The organism is Bradyrhizobium sp. AUGA SZCCT0182 (assembly GCF_018130185.1).
In the GTDB taxonomy this organism is placed as follows: Bacteria; Pseudomonadota; Alphaproteobacteria; order Rhizobiales; family Xanthobacteraceae; genus Bradyrhizobium.
Map to the genome: position 1 here is coordinate 39,570 of NZ_JAFCLY010000027.1, position 16,638 is coordinate 56,207.

The 16,638-nt window shown below is 62.0% G+C and carries 14 protein-coding genes; 11 read left to right on the plus strand and 3 right to left on the minus strand.

All coding sequences use genetic code 11. The features are described from left to right. Nucleotides 1–148: 148 nt before the first annotated feature. Nucleotides 149–1,027, plus strand: coding sequence for a UTP--glucose-1-phosphate uridylyltransferase (locus JQ611_RS25750; RefSeq protein ID WP_212466966.1), 879 nt, complete (start codon nt 149–151; stop codon nt 1,025–1,027). 131 nt (nt 1,028–1,158) lie between these two features. Here the strand turns inward: JQ611_RS25750 and JQ611_RS25755 are convergent, their stop codons facing one another. Continuing rightward, the gene (locus tag JQ611_RS25755) at nt 1,159–2,667 is read right to left on the minus strand and encodes a diguanylate cyclase (protein ID WP_212265522.1); all 1,509 of its coding nucleotides are present in this window, start codon (nt 2,665–2,667) and stop codon (nt 1,159–1,161) included. Between the two features lie 129 nt (nt 2,668–2,796). On the opposite strand from JQ611_RS25755, the gene JQ611_RS25760 reads away from it, so the two are divergent. From JQ611_RS25760 to JQ611_RS25795, 8 genes are all read left to right on the plus strand, one after another. Further along, nucleotides 2,797–3,054 carry a hypothetical protein gene (locus tag JQ611_RS25760; RefSeq protein ID WP_192736901.1) on the plus strand — a complete coding sequence of 86 codons (258 nt, stop codon included), beginning with the start codon at nt 2,797–2,799 and terminating at the stop codon, nt 3,052–3,054. 1 nt (nt 3,055) lies between these two features. Then, nucleotides 3,056–3,358 carry a hypothetical protein gene (locus JQ611_RS25765; protein ID WP_212466967.1) on the plus strand — a complete coding sequence of 101 codons (303 nt, stop codon included), beginning with the start codon at nt 3,056–3,058 and terminating at the stop codon, nt 3,356–3,358. 130 nt (nt 3,359–3,488) lie between these two features. After that, nucleotides 3,489–3,920: a helix-turn-helix transcriptional regulator gene (locus JQ611_RS43075; protein ID WP_409411298.1), complete on the plus strand. Its 432-nt coding sequence runs from the start codon at nt 3,489–3,491 to the stop codon at nt 3,918–3,920. 129 nt (nt 3,921–4,049) lie between these two features. After that, complete coding sequence (locus tag JQ611_RS25775) at nt 4,050–4,847, plus strand: enoyl-CoA hydratase/isomerase family protein (protein WP_212466969.1); 798 nt, start codon at nt 4,050–4,052, stop codon at nt 4,845–4,847. 317 nt (nt 4,848–5,164) lie between these two features. Then, the gene (locus tag JQ611_RS25780) at nt 5,165–5,659 is read left to right on the plus strand and encodes a copper chaperone PCu(A)C (protein WP_212265525.1); all 495 of its coding nucleotides are present in this window, start codon (nt 5,165–5,167) and stop codon (nt 5,657–5,659) included. A 185-nt stretch (nt 5,660–5,844) separates the two neighbouring features. Next, complete coding sequence (locus JQ611_RS25785) at nt 5,845–7,605, plus strand: PQQ-dependent dehydrogenase, methanol/ethanol family (protein WP_212265526.1); 1,761 nt, start codon at nt 5,845–5,847, stop codon at nt 7,603–7,605. A 92-nt stretch (nt 7,606–7,697) separates the two neighbouring features. Further along, on the plus strand, nt 7,698–8,216 hold the full coding sequence (locus JQ611_RS25790) for a c-type cytochrome (protein WP_212265664.1): 519 nt from the start codon (nt 7,698–7,700) through the stop codon (nt 8,214–8,216). Next, nucleotides 8,213–8,863 carry a hypothetical protein gene (locus JQ611_RS25795; RefSeq protein ID WP_249133450.1) on the plus strand — a complete coding sequence of 217 codons (651 nt, stop codon included), beginning with the start codon at nt 8,213–8,215 and terminating at the stop codon, nt 8,861–8,863. The genes JQ611_RS25790 and JQ611_RS25795 overlap by 4 nt, the downstream gene beginning before the upstream one ends. A gap of 372 nt (nt 8,864–9,235) precedes the next feature. On the opposite strand, the gene JQ611_RS25800 is transcribed toward JQ611_RS25795, so the two are convergent. Beyond that, nucleotides 9,236–10,096 (minus strand): L,D-transpeptidase, encoded by an 861-nt coding sequence (locus tag JQ611_RS25800; RefSeq protein ID WP_212265527.1) that lies wholly within the window; start codon nt 10,094–10,096, stop codon nt 9,236–9,238. 881 nt (nt 10,097–10,977) lie between these two features. Here JQ611_RS25800 and JQ611_RS25805 point away from each other — a divergent pair. Next, complete coding sequence (locus tag JQ611_RS25805; protein ID WP_212466970.1) at nt 10,978–11,379, plus strand: hypothetical protein; 402 nt, start codon at nt 10,978–10,980, stop codon at nt 11,377–11,379. Between the two features lie 607 nt (nt 11,380–11,986). After that, the gene (locus JQ611_RS25810) at nt 11,987–12,415 is read left to right on the plus strand and encodes a universal stress protein (RefSeq protein WP_212466971.1); all 429 of its coding nucleotides are present in this window, start codon (nt 11,987–11,989) and stop codon (nt 12,413–12,415) included. Nucleotides 12,416–13,683: 1,268 nt separating this feature from the next. Here the strand turns inward: JQ611_RS25810 and JQ611_RS25815 are convergent. Beyond that, nucleotides 13,684–16,560: an EAL domain-containing protein gene (locus JQ611_RS25815; protein ID WP_212466972.1), complete on the minus strand. Its 2,877-nt coding sequence runs from the start codon at nt 16,558–16,560 to the stop codon at nt 13,684–13,686. Between the last annotated feature and the right edge of the window lie 78 nt (nt 16,561–16,638).

Below are 16,638 nucleotides of genomic sequence, written 5' to 3' on the forward strand. Positions count from 1 at the left end.
AGGCCGGAATTTGTTTCTCCCCCTTTTCCGCCGCAAGGGGGCGCGGCCGACTTGCCGCACCACACATCCGCCTTTGTTCCCGGCTGCAAACGGGCTACCAACTGCTAACACGCATACTCCTCACGCTTAAGGGACTACCGATATTCCCATGAAAATCCGCAAAGCCGTCTTCCCGGTCGCCGGCCTCGGCACCCGCGTCCTGCCCGCCACCAAGGCGATGCCGAAGGAAATGCTGACCATCGTCGACAAGCCGCTGATCCAGTACGTCTATGACGAGGCCAAGGAAGCCGGCATTGAGCATTTCATCTTCGTCACCGGGCGCAACAAGGGCGTGATCGAGGACCATTTCGACCGCGTGTTCGAGCTCGACACCACGCTCGCCGCGCGCGGCAACAAGAAGGCCGAGCAGGAAATCCTGGCGCGCGACCAGCCCGCTGCCGGCGCCACCAGTTTCACCCGCCAGCAGGCGCCGCTGGGTCTTGGCCATGCGGTCTGGTGCGCGCGCGACATCGTCGGCGATGAACCGTTCGCTGTGGTGCTGCCGGACGAGCTGGTGCTGAACACGCCGGGCTGCCTCGCGCAGATGATCGAGGCCGCTAGCAAACTCGGTGAGAAATCCAACGTGCTCGCGGTCGAGGCGGTGCCCGAAGACATGACCCATCAATACGGCATCTGCGGCGTCGGCAAGCGCACCGGCAAGATGTTCGAGGTCGATGGCATGGTGGAGAAGCCGGCCAAAGGCACCGCGCCGTCAAACCTGTCGATCACCGGGCGCTACATCCTGCAGCCGGAGATCTTCAAGATTCTCGAGACGCAGGAGCGCGGCGCCGGCGGCGAGATCCAGCTCACCGATGCGATGCGAGCGCTCGCCAACACGCAAAAATTCTACGGCCTGGAGTTCGAGGGCGAGCGGCACGATTGCGGCTCCAAGCCCGGCTTCCTGCGCGCCAATATCGCCTACGGCATGGCCCGCGCCGATCTGCGCGACGGCCTGCGCGCGGAGATGAAGAAGTATCTGGAGAAGTGACTTCAAAAGCGCACGCGCTTTTGAAGTCATCCCGGGGCGCATCGAAGATGCGAACCTCAGATGTGCAATTGCACATCGGGGGATCTCGAGATTCCGGGTCTGGTGCTAACGCACCATCCCGGAATGACCGCCTAAGCCACCATCGCCAATTGCGGAAGGTTGGCGACCACGGTCTGGTTGCGGCCATTGGCTTTGGCGGCATAGAGCGCCTTGTCGGCGGCCGCGATCAGGTCAGGCCAGTCCAGCCCCGCTGATGGCATCATGCTGGCGACGCCGATGCTGACGGTCGTGACTTCCGGCTCCTCCGACCAATGCGCGACCTTGTGCCGGATGTTTTCGGCGACCGCGAGCGCCTCAGTGACCGAGATCCCCGGCAACAGCACCGCGAATTCCTCGCCGCCGAACCGTGCCCCGCAATCGCCGGCGCGTCTGACCGAGTCGGAGATGCAGATCGCAATGCCGACCAGCACCTGGTCGCCGGCCTGGTGGCCATAATTGTCGTTGTAGGATTTGAAATGATCGGCATCGATCATCAATAGCGCGACCGGCGTCCTGCTGCGCACCGCGCGCCGCCACTCCATATCGATCTCGAGATCGAACTTGCGCCGGTTCTTCAGGCCGGTGAGCGCGTCGGTGGTGGCGAGTTCCTCGAGCTTGTCCTCGGCCTGGGCGCGGCGGCTGATCTCGCGCCCGAGGAAGAAGGTGGTGCCGAGCACGAACAGGATCAGCGCGGTCATGATGGCGCCGATCCGGATCACTTCCCGTTGCCAAAGCCGGAAGACGGCTTCGAGCGGTTTTCCGACCACGACATAGAGCGGACCGCTGCTGTCTCGCCGGACATAGAGCCGGGGTGTCGCATCGACAGGGCCTTGCCCGGCATATGACCCGCTGGGCTTCAGATTGTTCGCGTTCCAGCTTCGCACCGTCGCCAGGTTCTTGCCGATGATGTCGAGGTTGAACGGCTTGCGCATGATGATGGTGCGGTCGCGGCGCAGCACGGTGATCGTATCGTCGGGACTGAGGTTCAATCGGTCGAACAGCTCGTGGAAGTAGCTGAACCGGATCGAACCCGCGGCCACGCCGAGAAAGCGGCCTTCGGCGTCGGCGATGCGCCGGCTCAGCACGATCGAATAGGCGCCGCGATGCAGCATCGGGCGGCTGACGAACAGGCCCTCGTCCGGATTGCTGCGATGGACCGCAAAATATTCCTCATCGGCGCGGTTCTCCGGCCGCGGGTCGAGCGAGGAAGCATCGATCCACAATCGCCCCGACGCGTCGAACACCTGGATCGCGCCGAAATGCTTGGCGGAGGCGGCGCGGTCGAACAGGATCAGATGGCGGATTTCCTTGCTGACGTCCTTGAGCTCCGGCATCACCAGATTGCTGGCGACCGCGCGCAGCGACTGGTCGTAGAGCTCGATGTTGCGTCCGATGTCGGCGTCGATGCCGGCGGCGAGGTTTTCGAGCGTCTGGCGGGCCAGCTCTTCCTCGCCGCGCCGCATGTCGAGCATCACGTTGGCGCAGATCGCGGAGAAGCCGATCACGGTCGCCACGGAGGAGGCGATCAGCAACTTCGCCGACAGCCGCCATGGCCGATGGGCCCGTTTTTTGGCCAAGTCTATGCGCCGTCCGAACAACATCGTCCGCTCCCAGCCTTCCTGAATGCACCGGAAACCTTGTCGCGGCTTTAAATGGCGACAACGATGCGCCGATCGGTTAACGCTTGGTTGCCGGGATCGGCGGCATTGCGCAAAACGACGGGGACACGGGTGAACGATTACGATTTGCTGCGGGACTATCTGAAGAAGCAGAAACTGCCCGAATTCGTGCTGACCTTCGAACAGATCGAGGAGATCATCGATGCCGCTCTGCCGCGCGCGGCGCACCGGGCCTCGTGGTGGGAAACCGAGCGCAGCCCGCAGGAGAAGATGCCGCAGCGCGAAGCCTGCCTCGAGGCCGGCTACATCGCGACAAGGCAGGCGGACGGCAAGAGCGTGAAGTTCAAGAAGATGAAGGTGAGGAGATAGGTTGGCCACGCGAACCATCCGGATAACCGAAGATGGCGAACATCTGTTCGCGCGTCCCTCTTTTTACGCCGAGTTCGCACCGCTGCAGGACCACAGCAAGTTTGTAGATTCAATCTACGTCCTGAAGGATCGGGGGCGGCTGACGGCAGACCGCCTGACGTTTGCCTCTCCGCTCAGGGAACTCGCCTTCAGCTTTCGAGAAAGCGTCCCGGGATCAGGACATAGCGGCAAAGTGGTCGTGAAAACCAAGCTTTGGTCATCGGAAGAAGGGCAGGGCGTTTTCCGGCTGGATCATCGGCATTAAGTTCAAGCCGAATTGGTCGGGTCCGTTGCGCACGGAAGACCCGACGATTGTCGCGTGCCAGGAGACCCTGGCGCGCGTCATCAGTACAAGTCCATCGTGTCTCGACATCCTGAATTCCCTGGACCAGGTCGTGCTTGCGCTTTCGCAACACGCGCCGCACGGCTCACTCATCAGTAGCGATTACTTTGAGACGTCACGCGACCGGGTTGGCAATCTTGCAAGCCACGTAGGCGGCTCGGTCAGGACGCTTCACCGGAGGATGAGAACAGCGACCGGTTTTCCGCCGAAGCGCTTCATGGCAATGCAGCGGTTCCGCCGCTCAGTCTATGAAATTGCGACCCGAGGTGCCGGGCTGTCAGCTATCGCCTTTAATCTCGGGTTTTCCGACCAGGCTCACCTGACCAGGGAGTTTCGGCGGCACGCCGGTGTTACGCCCGGTGCATTCAAGCAAGCATGGCGCGGGCGTCACGCGCGGGCTGTCCGATTTCTTCAAGACACAGGTCCGTCCAGCCGTCTAAGGATCGCGGTATGGCCCCTTGAGGCCACAACCAAAGCTGGTTGAGCCGGTTCGCGTTCGCCATTGGCCGGCACGCGCATTCGTGCGCAACAGGCCCGATGGTGCCAAAGCTCAGTCGGCATTCCTGGCGCGCAACGCCCGGCGCTTGTTCAAGCTGCCTGAGAGGATCGCCCGATGCCCTGGACCATCGAACGCCAGCACCCGCATGTCGCTGTGGTGACCATGAACACCAGCAAGGTCAACGCACAAAATCCGGCTTTCTTCGCCGATCTCCATGCAGCATTCGACCGTCTCGAAACCGAGTTCGGCGATTGCGCTGTGGTCCTGACCGGATCGGGTGCGGTTTTCACCGCCGGCCTCGACTTTGACCATCACTTTCCGTTATTCGCGCGCCGCTCGCTCAAGGAGATCGACGCCTGGTTCGACGCTTACCGGGCTACGAACCTGCGTCTGTTCACCTACCCACGGCCAACGGTGGCGGCAATCAACGGTCACGCCTACGCTGGTGGGTTGATTACTGCGCTTGATTGTGATCACCGCATAGCGGGCGAAGGTCCACTGCAATTCTCATTGAACGAGGTGCCAATCGGCATCCCGATGCCAGCCGTCTACTGCGAGATCATCAAACACGCCGTCGGTCCGCGCGCGGCATTCGAGTTGACGCTGTTCGGTCAAATCCATGATCTTGCGGCCGCGACTCGATTGGGCATTGTTCAGCAGACGGTCGCACCGGATCAGGTGCGGGATGCAGCCATCGCCTGGGCGGCGCTGGTGCCACCGGACTGCTATACTGCCTATGCCTTCTCGAAGCGCGCGCTTCAGGCGACCACCATGGCAGCAATCGACAATGCCGCTCGCCTTGATCGGGATTGGCTGTCGCGCGGCATGTCCGATCTCGGAAGCATCAGTGCTCACGCGCGACGCTACAAGGAACTGAAGGGCAAGGATATCACCTGGCCCTTGCCTGCCTAAGGGTGGCGACCACGACCGCGTAGGCCGCGTCAGCGCAGCGAGTCCGGCGGGCAAAGCTCAACGAGTGAAGCGGCTCGGGTATGGCAGAGACGTCAGTGATGGATCGCCACGGTGTACTGTATGCCACGGCGCTCGGCTCGCTGCCTCAAGCCGCTCTGACATCAACACCGGCGCGCGGCATACCCGGGGAGAGCGGGTTGCTGGAATCATTTTCCACACGCGGCCCTATCGCCGCCCCAATTTGGGAAGAAGTGGAATACCCAAGGGCGTAATCTAAGAGCCAAGAAACAAGAAAAGATCGTGGGAGGATGGCGCCGATGAATCGGACAGCCTGTTCCTTTAGGCATCCTTTGCCTGCAAGTCCCCGCTGGCCGCTGCTGGCGCTTGGACTTGCCGCCGGGCTTGGGCTGAAACTTGCGCTGACGCCCGGCTTCGCCGCTGCCGGTGATGCGCTGCAGGTGACCAACGCTTGGGTGTCCGCGTCCGACGAGATTGGCATCAATCTCCCGCTGCTGATGACGATCAAAAACGATGCGGCCGAAGCCGACGCCCTGCTGCGCGTCCGTTGTCCGTTTGCGAATTTCTCCGAGAAGCACACCGTCGATCGCGGCGAGGGCGCGCCCGCGAAGCGCGAGATCAAGTCGATCCCGATTCCGCAAGGCAAGACGATCGAACTCAAGCCGGACGGCTATCACGTCATGCTGCTGCAGACGCGGCAGAAGCTCGTCGCCGGCGAGGCCTTCACATGCGCCATCGTATTCCAGAAGGCCGGCACCAAAGAAACGGAGGTGCACATTTCGCGAACGCCCTGATCGCGACAGCAGACTGGTGAAGCTCTGAACAGGGCCCGTCGGCGGGACGCCCGGACAAGCCGGACGTTTAATCCGACAAGAACTGCCAACAAGAACTGCCAACAACAATGCCAACATGAACTGCCAACAACAACCCGCCAACAAGGAAGGCATTAATCATGGAGCGATCTTCAGGTCACACGAAAATGTCAACGCGAGCCTGTTTGCTTGCCGTTGCATTGGCAGCCGCAAGCGCTGCGGGCGTACTGCCTGCCTCCGCCGCGGACGAGGTTAATCAGGAACGGCTGCTCAACGTCGACAAGGAAGCCGGCAACTGGCTTCATCATCATCAGAATTATGCGGGTCACCGGTTCTCCACGCTGAAGGAGATCAACCGCGATACCGTGAAGAACCTGAAGGTCGCCTGGACGATGCACCTTGGCGGCATCGAGCCCGGCGGCATCTGGAGCCATGGCGGCTTGGAAGGCACGCCCATTGCCGAGAACGGCTTTCTCTACGTCACCGATGGATGGGGCTCGGTCTACAAGATCGATGCGCATGGCGGGCGCGGCGCGCTGGTCTGGAAGATGGATCCCAAGACCGACCGTGACTGGGCGGGTGCCGTCGCCTGTTGCGGCGTCGATAATCGCGGCGTCGCATTGTGGGGCGATCTCGTGATTTCCCACACGCTGGACGGCCGGCTGATCGCAACCAAGAAGGACTCCGGCCAGGTCGCCTGGCAGCGCTCCGTGGCCGATCCGGACAAGGGCGAGGTCATCACCGGCGCACCGCTGATCGTCAAGAACATGGCGATCACAGGCGTGGCCGGCGCGGAATACGGTATCCGCGGCTGGATCGCCGCCACCGATCTTTCGACCCAGAAGGAAGTCTGGCGCACCTATACGATCCCCGGCAAGGGCGAGCCCGGCAGCGAGACCTGGAAGGACAACAACAACGCGATGGCCGCCGGCGGCGGCTCGACCTGGGTGACCGGCACCTATGATCCCGCGACCGACACCATCATCTGGGGCGTCGGCAATCCCGGGCCGGACTGGGATAACGCGTACCGGCCGGGCGACAACCTCTACACCGACAGTTCGCTGGCGCTTGACGCCAATACCGGCAAGATCAAGTGGCACTATCAGCACACGCCAAACGACCCTTACGACTATGACAGCGTGGCGGAAAACGTGCTGGTGGACATCCCCGGGCCGAGCGGTACGCGCAAGCTCGCGCTCGAAGCGGACCGCAACGGTTTCGCCTATGCGATCGATCGCACGAATGGAAAATTCGTTTGGGGCCTGCCGTTCGTCAAGAAGGTCACATGGACCAAGGGGCTCGACCCGGAGAGCGGCAAGCCGATCGAGTACGATCCGAACAAGGCCGTGCAGACCTATGTCGCGTCGGTGACGCCAAGCCGCACCAATATGGAAACCGACATCTGCCCCGGCAACATGGGCGGCAAGAACTGGCCGCCGACGGCCTACAATCCGGACCTCAAGCTCTGGTACATCCCGGTGATCGAGAGCTGCAACCGCATCAAGGTTGAGGTGATGACGCCGGACAAGCTGAAGCCGCGGGAGTTCTGGACCGGCGGTGGCCCGAGCCAGCCCTTCAGGATCACCGGCAGCGTCACGGCGATCGACGTCACCACCGGCAAGATCGCCGGCAAACTGGAAACGCCGTTCCCGAATCTCGGCGGCATGCTGGCGACATCAGATCTCGTCTTCACCGGCCAGCCATCCGGCGAGGTGATGGCGCTTGATGCCAAGTCGTTGCAGAAGCTCTGGGAGTTCAACACCGGCGGCGGCGTCAATGCACCGCCGATGACCTTCTCGGTCGACGGCAAACAATATCTCGCCATCCTGGTCGGCCTCGGCGGCGCCTGGGACAAGTGGTTCATCGATTCGACGCCCGAGCTGAAGAAGATACAGCCGGGATCGATGCTCTACGTCTTCGCGCTCTGACATTCCCGAAGGAGGGCCCGCCAGCGGCGGGCCCTCCCGCTTCCCCGACAAGAGACGCCATAATGATGTCAAACAAACTCCCGGCGGCGGGCATGCTGCTCGTGAGCGTCGTCGCGCTGAATTTTTCTGCCTATGGTCAGTCGGCGCAGGTTTCAGATCCGACCAGCGCCGGCAAGGCGGTGTTCGGCCGCGCCAACTGCATGGGCTGCCACAAATGGCACGGCAATGGCGGCGGCGGTTACGGCGGCGATGCGTTGTCGCTGCGCAAGACCGAGCTGACGCGCGAACAGATCATCGAAACCGTCGGCTGCGGACGGCCGGGCACGGGGATGCCGTTCTTCGTGCGCGGCGCCTACGATGAGGTGAAATGCTTTGACATGAACCGCCAGGACGCGGGGGCACAGATGCCGCCCGAGGGCGGAACGTTTCTGCGGCCAAAGGATATCGAAGCCGTCGCCGATTACGTGATCGCCCACATCAAGGGAGCGGGCGAGCCCACCTACGCCGAATGCGTCGCCTTCTTCTCAAGCTCGTCGCGGGTCTGCGACGTCTACAAGGCCGAGGCGCCGAAGCCGGATCATGCCACCGCCAACACGGGGAAGAGCCAATGATGAGCAGATTGACGCTATCGGGTGTTGTTGCTGCGGGCCTGCTTGTCTGGCAGGCGGTCGCATTGGCGCACTCTCCGGCACGGACGGAAGAATTCGGCGGCAACGACCTGCGTGACATCAGGCTCGGAATGGCCGCGAGCGATCTGAATGAAACCGGCTATGTCGAATTTGCGTGCGCGGATGATCCGAAGCGAACGCTGGCCGGCTGGAAGAACTGGCACGACTGTCCTGCCGACGCGAAGGCCATGCGGGCGATTCGGTTTGGCTACGATCCGTTCACCAGCCGCGACGGCACGATGGTGGCGGGCCATCCGGCGATCCTGACCCTGCTGATCGACGACACCGGCCATGTCGCCGGCCTGCAGATCGAGACCGACCCGAAGGCGCGTCTCTATATCCGGAAGAAGGCGTTCCTGCTCGGGATCCAGGCCAAGTCGCGCTACGGCCCGGAGGGGTGGAATTGCAGCGAAGGTCAGCCCGATGCCGGAGACCAGCCGGTGGGCGGCGTCTACCTGAAGGAGCGCTGCACCAAGACGGTCAGCGGCCGTTCGCTCACCGTCGAACGCAATCTGTTCCGCAGGCCCGATCAGGACATCAAGAACTTCGTCGACGAAACCCGGATCAGCATCTTGCGCGCGAGGGAATAGGGAGCAAACCTCGGTCGCTTCGCGGCGCGAGATCGCGAACGCATATTCGGTGTCATCGTCCGCCCGAGTGCGCAATTGCGCACGGGGGCGGACGATCCAGTATTCCAGAGGCGTCAGTGATAGAATCGAAAGGCCGCGGCGTACTGGATGCCCGCCTTCGCGGGCATGACAGCGGTAATGCCGCTCAGCTCGCCCGTTGCCAGCCGCTCGTCCGTCAACAGGCGCATCACCGTATCCGGAGGCGTTGGCTGATGTCCGCTCTGGTGCCCATGACGAACTCGACCGGGAAATTGCGCGAGGTGCGAAAAGTGCCCCAGAAGCTGACTCAAAAGCGGCGACCCGAATGTTGCAGACCGAGGGCGGAGGACTGAGTTACTGGACCTCGGCGATCTTCGGTCCAGATGACAGCATCTGCGCGTTGGTTGCCGGGGGCCGGTTCGACGGCAATACCGGGTCCGGCGATCGGAAAGCGGCGTCGGGCGGCGCTCCCTGGGATGGTCGACGGGCAGCGGTTGCCGGAAGCACGATCACTTTCGTTCCCACTTTCACCCGCTCATAGAGGTCCACGACGTCCTCATTGGTCAGCCGGATACAGCCGGACGAAACCCGCTTCCCGATCGTATCGGGCTTGTTGGTACCGTGAATTCTATATTCAGTCTCGCCTAGATACATCGCCCGCGCGCCGAGCGGGTTGCCGGGACCGCCTGCCATGAATCGCGGCAGATAAGGCTGACGCACAAGCATGTCTGCAGGCGGACGCCAATCCGGCCATTCTGTCTTACGGGCCACCGCCTGTTCACCGGACCACGTGAAACCTTCGCGGCCAACACCGATTCCGTAGCGCATCGCTTGCGCGTCGTTCAGAACGAAATAAAGGAATGTGTTTTTGGTATCGATGATCACGGTGCCCGGCGTCTGGTGGCTGGCGTAGTCAACCACCTGCCGAACAAATGCTCCGGGAACGTCAGCGGCTTTTGGTGTTTCGAATTGAGGCGGCGGAGCCGAAATCGGAGCCGGAGCTGACGCTGGTGCATGAACTGGAGCTGACACGTAAACCGGAGTTGACGACGCCATGGCTTGGTGCGCGGACGGCTTTCGTATCGGTTGCACGCTCGTCGGGCGAGACAGCAAACTGTACCCCAATGCGGCGACCGCCACGGCGCCAATTGCAACTCTCCCGACCATTGGTAGTGCGAATGTCTCCGCCTTTCCACGTTTGGCCCGCTTACTCATATCTTTCCCCAGGTCACTATGCCCGGAAGAGGTACCCAACAAAATTTAAGAAACTTCCAAGCGATTTCGCCCAGACTGGAACCGTTAGCGGTGGTTAACGCCGAACTCTTGTTCGGCAACATAAAAATTAGGCCGAGCGGACACGCTCCTCTCTTTCGTTAACGGCGGCTTTGGGTCAATCGCGTCACCCTGGCAGCGCGCCGCGAGCTTCCGCTTTCCCCCGATCAGCGGACATCGCCGATTCGCTGCGCTAGGTCCGAAAAGTGCCACAACCGGACATTACAACCGCGGTCGTCGAAGACTGGTTTTGCCAGATCATCCGGCGTTGCGACGGTATCATCGGGGGTGACAAGACCGGCGGTGGCTGCGCATTCATTTCGGAAGGCATTCCACATTGTAGGCAATGATAATCTGCGCCGGGTCAGCTTTGCCTATGGTCTTCAAGTCTTCTAGGCCACCTCGCAACTTGACTCCGGCGTCCCTTAAACTTGCGTCCAGCGCGGACTTTGCCGCCCTGCAGCGTTCTTCGTTCGAGAACTCCTGAAACACTACGGTCGGAAGGAGCCTCCATTCCGCCCTGTCGTTGGTGGCGGCCGGGCTGACTGAGTAGGAGAAGACGTACATCAGTACCCACATTGGCATGCTCGCTGTGGTACGGGGATGTGCCGGAGCGGCCGTGGACTTCCTACCGACTTCGGCCTTTTTCCTTGATTGTGGGATCGAGACCAAGGCTCCAAGGCACGGCGCGCCAGGGCGAGTTGTTCAGGTCGCGATTTCAGTGAGCGTCCGGGTTCTCGGGTAGACGTTGATCTAGGTCAACGTCGCCCGTAGGAGGCGCAGCAGTCTCCTCCCTCACGAACTCCAAGGTCGGGAGGAGCACGATGCTCAGATACATTCTCGCCGGTCTAGCGGCATTTGTTCTGCTCACTGCAACTCTCATCCCCGATGATGCGTATGCGCGCCGCGGCGGAGGCGGCGGCTTCCGTGGCGGTGGAGGCGGTTTTCATGGCGGCGCTGGAGGGATTCATGGCGGAGGCTATCGCCATGCGGGAGGTGTTCGACCCTCACATCCGATAGCAGGTCGCCCGATAGCCGGTCGCCCCGGCCGTCCGATAGCAGGCCGCCCCGGTTATGGTGGCTACTATCGACCGGGTTGGGGCTACGGTGCTGCCGCAGTGGGCGCAGCCGCTGCGTATGGTGCCTATGGCTACTACGGCAACAACTACGGCTGCTATTACGACAATTACGGTCAGTATATCTGTCCGCAGCAGTACCAGTATTAAGCGGCCGAAGTTCAGGATGGCGGTTTGTCGCCGCCGTCCCACTTACGCTTGGGCGGAGCTAACTCGTCAGCGGCCGTCGTCGATTTGTAGGATGACCAGAATGCCCACCGCGCGGCGGCTTCTGCGATCTCGGACGGCGAACTGATTTGCAGTTTCTTCAACAGGCGCTTCCGCTGTTCGCCGACCTGGTCGTCTCTCCCGCGATCTGATGGGCAATGGCGTGATCAGAGTAGCCTCGGGCTAGACGCCGCAAGAGGCGCTTCTCACGCTGGCTTAGTAATGTGGTAGTCCATCAGATGAGGACCGCGATTGCGGTTAACACGATGGGCATCGGCCCCAACACGACCTAGCCCAACCGTCGATCGATGGCATGTGCAGTTTGTGCCAACGGCTGGAGACCCGCGGCTTGTGGGGCACGCGCTTCTTGACAACTGGGAAAGCGAGACGGGTCTTTCCCAGCTCGAAAAGTCGCCGCTGAGGGACAGCGGACATCCGGGTCGCGACACGATGGGCCGATGGATTGATTTAACTCAAGACTGTATCCGAAACGCGGGCCCAGCTTACATTCGGAAGGCAGCGATACGTCCAGACCAGCAGGAGGTGAAGCATGTATCGGCATATTCTCATTCCGACAGATGGGTCGGAGCTAGCGGAGCATGGGGTGACGCATGGGTTGGCGCTGGCGAAATCCCTTGGAGCCAGGGTGTCTGTAATCTTCGTTGTTGAACCTTTTTCAGAAATGACAGCGCGGTACCTTGAAGCAATCGAAAGATATGCTGAGCTGCGCAAGGAACAGGCCACGAGCGTATTGGATCGCGCGGCAAAGGCGGCCAAGGAGGCTGGTGTTTCCTGCGAGACGGTTCAAGTGGAGAACGGGTACCCCCATCAAGCCATCAACGCAGCAGCCGAGGGCAAGGGCTGCGATCTCATTGTTATGTCATCGCATGGGCGCAGTGGACTTTCCATGCTTCTAATCGGCAGTGTGACAAACAAGGTGCTGACGCTCGCGAAAACTCCCGTACTGGTTTGTCAGTGAATGTGCAGATCGCTCGATGGGTCAAATAAACGCCCGGTCGATGGAGATAATGTCCGGTTGGGGTCATTTGCGGACAGCAGTGTTTGTGACCGTGAGGTCTGCTTTACTCCGTTGATCGGACATCGTTTGCTTTGCGCACCGCGGAACAAGCTCGAGAAGGCAGCCAAGAAGCTGCCAACTGCAGTTCGCTAAGTGAGCATCAAAGCCATAAGGCCTGAGCACAGCAGGACGATACCTGCAGCGGTCACAGCAAGAAACGCGTATGAGGCAAATTCGTCGCGCATGGTGCACCTGTGAAACAGTCATGCCGTCGAACTTTGGAAGAACGGCTGATGCACAGGTTACCGGGAAATCGTGTTGGGTAGATTTCGAGCTGGCGACAAAATGACTTCAGGACAGTTTCGTGGATCGTTACCGATGAAGTCTAACGACGCAAGCGCGACCAAGAGTGGATGGCGTCGCTTTTTCGACATGGAGCGCCGCGCACGCTGGCTAGCAGAAGATGCCTCACGTCGGCCGCCGACCCGGCGTCATGCAATCTGAACGGGGGTGCGACAAATCAACCCGACGGGCAAATCAATTCTGATTTACGGAAACCGTGTCAAGCCCCGAAATAAAAAATATTTCTGTTTTACGGAATTGAAAAGCAGGTTATATAATAGCCATCCCGTCCCACTCAGAGGGCGTCGGCCGTCGTCACGGACGTTGGACGGGTTGCGGTGGACGCTTGTTTACGCTGAGACGATGGCGTGGATGGGCGTACGGCAAAACCGTGTGGTCCTGGCACCCGTTGCAGGTGTCAAGCTGTCGGGTAGGCGAGAGCTGAACGGCAGCGACGGAGTCAACCAAGAACTCGTCTCCGGGGAGATCACGGCATAAGCCGTAAAGCCATTGCGCAGGGAAGGCCGGGTGTTCTCCGCTGCCCTGTATGCTCGTGTGCAGCTTTTTTAGTGCAAACCGCACACGGGACCGCGGGTGCAGCGCGCACCCGGTCTTCCCTGCGCCCTCTCATTTGAGAGGGCGGGAAGTTTCCAGCAAAGCTCGGGCGCAATGCGTCGCGAGATCGCGAAGCTGCGTTTGGGCCATGGTGCAGCAACAAACACCGCCGTCGTCCCGGCCTTGAGCCGGGACCCATACGCCGCGGCCCATCGGTTGGAGCGCTGGCGTTAGAGACCTTCTGCAAACAATAACTGCCGCAGCGTATGGGTCCCCCTATGCGCAATTGCGCATCTGAGTTCGCCGGGACGACGGACAGAGTTGTGCGAAAACTAGCTCGCCGCTTCGAGCCGCTCTTCGGTCAGCAGCCGCATCGCTGCATCCGCGTCCATCGGTTCGCCAAAGGCAAAACCTTGCGCGTATTCGCAGCCCAATTGATAGAGCTCGACTGCGTCCGAATCGGTCTCGGCGCCCTCGGCGACCACGTCCATGCCGAGGTCGTGGGCGAGCGCGATGATCGATTTCAGGATCACCGGGCGGGTGCCGCGGCTGGTGGTGCGCACGAACGACTGGTCGATCTTGATGGTGTCGAACGGGAAGCGCTGCAGATAGGCCAGCGAGGAATGGCCGGTGCCGAAATCGTCCAGCGAGAGGCCGGTGCCGAGTTCGCGGATCCGCGTCAGCATCTGCGCCGCGTGTTCCGGGTTCTCCATGACCAGCGACTCGGTCAATTCGAGCTTCAGCGTGCCGCGCGCCACCGAGGAGCGCGACAGCACGGTTCTGATATCGTGGATCAGGTCGTGGCGCAGCAATTGCCGCGAGGAGACGTTGACGCTCGCGAAGATCGGCTCGCGCGAGCGCATCGCGCGCTGCCACACCGCGAGCTGCTTGGCGGTCTGGTCCATCACGAACATGCCGAGGTCGACGATAAGGCCGATCTCTTCGGCAATCGAAATGAATTCCGACGGGGACATCCGCCCGAGTTTGGGGTGATCCCAGCGGGCGAGGGCCTCGAAGCCGGCGATCGAGCGATCCTCCAGCCGCACGATCGGCTGGTAGAGGATCGTGATTTCCTGCCGCTCGATGGCGCGGCGCAATTCGCTTTCCAGCGTCAGCCGGTCGGTCTTGCGGGCGCGCATTGCCGGCTTGTAGACGTCGATGCGGTCGCCGCCGATGCGCTTGGAATGATACATCGCAAGCTCGGCATCCTTGATGATCTCGTCGGACAGCTGCGTCTGCGGATCGCTCAATGCGAGGCCGATCGAAGCGGTCAGGAAGATCTCGCGGTCGTTGAAGGCGATCGGGGCGCGGATGGTCTTGCGGATGGTCTCGGCAAAGGCGGTGATGCGCGCCGAATCCTGTTCCGACATCAGGATCAGGCCGAACTGGTCGCCGGCGAGCCGCGCCAGCGTGTCCTGGGGTTTAAGGATCCGGGTCAGCCGCCGCGCCAGCGTCAGCAGGATGGAGTCGCCGACCGCAATGCCGACGGAATCATTGACCTGCTTGAAGCGGTCGAGGTCGATCACCATCAGCGTCGGCCGCAGGTTCGGCATGGTCTTGGCGAAATTCGCCACCGCGCCGAGGCGGTCGATGAACAATTTGCGGTTCGGCAGGCCGGTGAGGTTGTCGTGCACGCTGTCATGCAGCATGCGCTCCTCGGCGTTCTTCTGCTCGGTGACGTCGGTCAGGGTGCCGACAACTCGGGAAACTTCGCCGTCGGAGCCGACCACCGGGCGTGCCTTGAGCGCGAACCACATGAAGTGGCCGTCCGGGGTACGAAGGCGGAAATCCTGCACCAGCCGGCCGCGGCGCTGGTCGAGCACGCTGTCGAGGGCGGCGCGGAAACGGTCCTGGTCGAGCGGATGCAGCACCTCGAGCCATTTGGCGGCCGGGCCTTCCAGCGTGCCGCGTTTGAGGCCGAGCAGGCTTTCGGTCTCCGGGCTGGTGAACACCTTGTCGGCGGAGACGTCCCAGTCCCAGATCAGGTCGCCGGAACCGGTCAGCGCCAGCGCGCGGCGCTCGACGTCGGAGACCACGCCGGTGGTGGCGCCGCCGCCGGCGAAGGCGTGCTGCATGACCGTAAATCCGATCAGCATCACGATCAGCACGAGGCCGCCGAGCAGCGCCGGGCCGACGATGTCGTTGGTGACGTTTCCGGCCACCGCCATGCCGGCCGCGACCACCCAGACCACCAGCAGGAACCAGGTCGGGATCAACAGCACCGCGCGGTCGAAGCCGTGCGTGGAGAGATAGACGATGAGGGCAAAACCGGCGAAGGCGATCATGACCAGCGACATCCGCGCGATGCCGGAAGCCACCGCGGGATCGAACAGCGCCAGCGCCACCAAGGATCCGAGGAAGGTCAGCCAGCCGACGGTGATGTGGGAATAGCGCACATGCCAGCGGCTGAGATTGAGATAGGCGAACAGGAACACCAGCAGCGTCGCCGCCAGAATGGCTTCACCCGCCGCGCGCCAGACGCGCTCGGCGTTGTTCTGCATGTCCAGAACCTTGCCCCAGAAGCCGAAATCGACGCCGATATAGACCAGCACCGCCCAGGCCAGCGCGGCGGCGGCCGGGAACATGATGCTGCCCTTGACCACGAACAGAATGGTGAGCACGAGGGCCAGAAGGCCGGAGATGCCGATCACGATGCCCTGGTAGAGCGTGAACGAGTTGACCTTGTCCTTGTAGGCGTCCGGTTCCCACAGATAGAGCTGCGGCAGCTTATCGGTGCGCAGTTCCGCGACGAAGGTGACGACGGCGCCGGGATCGAGCGTGATGCGGAAGATGTCGGCGGTGGCGCTTTCCTGGCGCTCGGGCCGGTCGCCGGTCGAGGGCGTGATGGTGGCGATGCGCGACAATCCGAGATCGGGCCACAACAGGCCCGACGACACGATGCGGTAGTGCGGGGCAACGATCAGGCGGTCGAGCTGGTCGTCGGTGTTGTTGGCGAGCGCGAACACCACCCAGTTCTGGCCGCCTTCACGGGCGCGCACCTCGATGCGGCGGACGATGCCGTCGGTGCCGGGCGCGGTCGAAACCTGGATACGGTCGGCATCGCTGCGCTGATGGTCGAGCACTGCGGTGAGGTCGATGGCAGGCGCGTCACTGCGGACGCTGACGGCGTCGACGGCGTGCGCCGGAAGCGCATACGCAACAATCATGAGGCCCAGCGCGAGCCGCGCAAGGCACCTGATCAGACGCAATTTCAGTACTCCGCGATCAACGATGTTCCCGGGCCAGCGAACAGCCCAAACGTTGCCGCGATAAATGACATGAAAGCG